3 protein-coding genes and 1 pseudogene are annotated in these 3,822 nt (G+C 37.3%); all 4 read right to left on the bottom strand.

The genetic code is table 11. The features are described from left to right. On the bottom strand, positions 1–1,343 hold a 1,343-nt coding region (locus ACFINZ_RS09015), incomplete at its 3' end, for a DEAD/DEAH box helicase family protein (RefSeq protein WP_375701354.1). A 551-nt stretch (positions 1,344–1,894) separates the two neighbouring features. Next, positions 1,895–2,893: pseudogene (locus tag ACFINZ_RS09010) on the bottom strand (DUF3987 domain-containing protein); the annotation flags it as partial. 139 nt (positions 2,894–3,032) lie between these two features. Continuing rightward, positions 3,033–3,305, bottom strand: coding sequence for a type II toxin-antitoxin system RelE/ParE family toxin (locus ACFINZ_RS09005; RefSeq protein WP_375610964.1), 273 nt, complete (start codon positions 3,303–3,305; stop codon positions 3,033–3,035). Then, a complete protein-coding gene (locus ACFINZ_RS09000) occupies positions 3,302–3,592 on the bottom strand; it encodes a CopG family ribbon-helix-helix protein (RefSeq protein ID WP_375610963.1) in 291 nt (96 codons plus the stop codon). Before ACFINZ_RS09000 ends, ACFINZ_RS09005 begins: the two co-directional genes overlap by 4 nt. Between the last annotated feature and the right edge of the window lie 230 nt (positions 3,593–3,822).

The raw sequence follows: 3,822 nt of genomic DNA, 5'->3' as shown, positions 1-3,822 counted from the left end.
TTTTCATTGGCAATAATCTCCTGTATGGCTGGTGTGATATAGGTTTCATTAATACCCAAGACCACAATCTTGTAAGGGGTTAACAGTTCATTATCGACAGCTTCCGCGAATGTATAATGATGGAGTTGTTTGCCATAAAGGGTTTCATCATCCATAGATGCCAAAACAGCATTAATCTCATCCGCCCGCCTTTTAGCAGTATCACTAAAGATACGAGGCGTTGCTGTCATATACAGACGTTTTTTGCCCCAAATGATGCTGTTATCATGAACCTTGATAAATTCAGATTCATTGTCTTCACTTCCCAATGAAGCCCCCGTCGTACGGTGTGCTTCATCACAAATGATTAAATCAAATTCGGGTAATCCATGCTCTTTTTGTGCATCCGAAATCACTTGGATAGAATGATAGGTTGAAAAGATAACCGTCATTGCATTTGCTAGGTTTTCACGAGCTTCTTTGGCAAGGGCTTTTGCATCTGTTGTAGCAGGGAGAACAAGATCTGATGTTTCCATGCCAACAATATCATCTTGGTTTTTACGGCGCTTGCCTACTTTTGTATCCGAACACACCGCAAAGGAACGCAAGGGCACTTGTGCATCGGCTGTCCATTCACGGATTGTTTGCGAGACTAAAGCCAGAGAAGGTACCAAAAACAAAACACGCTTGCCTTTCCCAGCAAGGGTTTCTGCTATCTTCAAACTGGTGAAAGTCTTCCCCGTACCACATGCCATAATCAGCTTGCCACGATCTGCTTCTTTTAAACCTTCACAGACTTTCTTGATGGCTTCTTCTTGATGGGGACGAGGCTCTTTTGTTGATTTCAGAACAATTTCTTTTTTCGTTGCAAATATTTGCCAGTCTATACGACTGTTTTCCATATGACGAAGGTCAATACGATAAACGGGTATCGCTTGTCCTTTAATCATGGCATTCACATTGTCACTTAATTCCACTTCTGTGCTGTCAACGAGAAGTCGATATTTAAAGATGTCTTTTCCAGATGCAGCGATAAAGCTATCAATATCTTTTTTACTGATCTGATGGTCAGCTTGATAAAACTTACATTGAATAGCCACATATCCCTCTTGATTGCGAAGCTTTGCCACCAGATCAATGCCGATATCATTTTTATTCCAACCTTCACGCTCTTCAGCCCATTCATAATAGGTTTCTACCTTTTCATATCGTCCATAATGGAGAGGGTCATGCATAAGATAAGCCATGACAAGATTTTCAAACAATGTTCCCAATTCACGGGGTGATTTTGCTTGTTGACGATAATATTCTAAGAGAGAGCGTAAAGTGACGTGTTCATTATCAGAATGATGAGGGCGAAGCATAAAGAATAAACTCCATGACAATATATTCTATTGATTAATTCTCTTCAAAAGAATCAAAATGAAGCTTATTAAATCCATTTTGAATGAATAGTGTGAAAAATTCGGAAAATGCTAAAAAGCGGATAATTTTTTTTCAAAAGGGGTCTTTAAGGCTGCTTATCAACAGCCCATGACATGGAATAAGATCAGCAAAGTAGTGAAATTTGCTATTCATTTCACGTATTCATCAAGATAAATGTACTATGTGCTTTAAAATATCAGAATGAGTATTTTGATAGGTTTTGTCTGTTTTTAAAACCCCCAAAACACCTACAAAACCCTCTTAGATATATATTAAAAATTGTATTTATGTGTTATGTTTAATATAGGTTGTTTATTTGAAAGCTTAACTTATTGAAATATAATAACTTTTATTTTTGACTAAAAAATATATATAAGGGGGGGTAAAAAGACCCCCCAAAACCCCCATCCCCCCCAAAAACTAATGATGGGAAGTGCTTTAAAGGTTCACTGTTATATTGTTTAATGTTTTATAAGATTTCCAAATTGCCTCAGTGTGATGTCTTATGACTTTTCACTAAAGGGTGCCATTCATAACGTATGGTAGGTCGACCGCCTTGGGAGTTATTCTCTCCAGAGATTTCACGAATATAGTTACAACGACATAAAAGCTCTAAAGCTTGCTTAACGGTTTGATTGTCTGTTAAATATTTCCAATCACGTTTATAAACATCCCTTGCTGTAAAAACATCGGGTAAACAATCACAACGCTCGACAATTAATTTTGCACGCTCTGCTGTTAATGTATCCCCCGCCGCATAAAGTCTTTTGGCATGACTTAACAGATAACTTGTCCAACGCAACGCTGTTGTGATGGCATAGAGTCCAATTTCTAAACGACCAGTGTCAAGAAGTTCAAAAATCAACGCAAGACTTGCTATGGTCTTTGGCATTTTTAAAAGATGCGATTGTAAGCTTTCTGAGTAACTACCTCCTTTTGCCTCTTTATGAAGATGCTCTAACCATTCATAAAACTTCACTTGTGCTTCAGCAGAAAAACGCATGATCAGTGGTTGTTCGGGAGAACCTAAGCGTTTATCACGAAAAGAGCGAAATACCCCTTCATACTTTTGCCAGACCTCTTGATTGGGCGGTTTATCAACCAATTGCCACTCTTTATTGTCATCGGGCCAGACAATCATTTGAAAGCGTTGCAATAAACCGTCATCGTTTATTCCACGGTGTATGGCTTGAATGAGCGGAATAATGCGTGAAGGTTGAATGCCTCCAATCATGGATAAAGTGACATAAGGGATAAAAATGGTTCCACGCTCTATACGGTCATAAGTAAATTGATCATCGCCATTAAAAGCTGTTAAATAAAAGGCGCGGTCTGATTGATATTCCTTTCTTTCTAGATTGGCTAAAAAGCCAGCCAATTCATCACGCACCATTAAGAGACCACGGGGGTTTTCTTTTAAGAGTTCCCCAAGCTTTTCAACAGACACATCATTGACAATAGTGTCATCTTCATTTTTACGAGTAGAAACTAAGCGGTGTGCAAAGTGCATTATGCAATCATATTCGCAATATTAGAAAAATAATAATTTATCATTATTTACTGATACGGAGCGCAGTATTGTAGAAAATAATTTTCTTCAATTACAAAATAAATAAAAATACAGTTGATTAAGGAAATTTTTTCTTTGTATGGAGCACACGTAAAATACGCACAACGCCATTTGAAATATCATAAATCATGATATAATTTGGATGTACAATAAGTTCACGTGTATTTACAATTCGTCCTAAACGACCAAGGGTAGGAAATTTAACAAGTTTTTCTACTTTTTCAGATAAAAGTTGATCAAACTTTAAGGCAGCGGAAGGATTATCTTGTGATATGTATTCACGTATCTTTTTGCGGTCAACGTGTGCTACTTGTGTCCAAATTAGCTTCATAAAGTTGATCTATCTAGTTTACTTTGTGTCTTTAAGCGCCATTCTTTTGCTTCTGCTTCGATTTCTTCAGAAGACATTATATCACTTGCATTAGCAGAATTTATCCCTAATTGAACTTGTTCCCGAAACCATAAATCGTATGCACTTTTTTCTTTTTGTTCTTTTACGATATCGCGCATATAATCGCGCAATAATTGTGCACCAGATCTATCACACGCCTTTGCTGCTTTGGAAAATTCATTTTTTAATACATCATCGACGCGAAAGGTAAATGTTGTCTCAGCCATTTTACGACCACTTAATGTGTTACAAAGTAGTTCTAATGTAATGTATTTTTACTGTTTCTTCAATAGGTACTATTAGAATAGATATTTTATATCTATTTTGCATTTTCATAGGGTTGAAAGGGACGCCCATAAATCAACGGGCTCTGATAACAGCCCAGACAAAAGAGCCAGACCGGTTTCAATGCCTTCACAAATGACCAGATGTTTTGGATTGGCTTGGCTTAAATGCA

The sequence above is a fragment of the Bartonella sp. AA81SXKL genome, assembly GCF_042196945.1.
Classification (GTDB): domain Bacteria; phylum Pseudomonadota; class Alphaproteobacteria; order Rhizobiales; family Rhizobiaceae; genus Bartonella.
This window is presented reverse-complemented; position numbering and strand designations above follow the sequence as displayed.

Coding starts and splice junctions, on each gene's coding strand:
- ACFINZ_RS09005 (WP_375610964.1), bottom strand. CDS start 3,305: ATGAAGCTAATTTGGACACAAGTAGCACACGTTGACCGCAAAAAGATA.
- ACFINZ_RS09000 (WP_375610963.1), bottom strand. CDS start 3,592: ATGGCTGAGACAACATTTACCTTTCGCGTCGATGATGTATTAAAAAAT.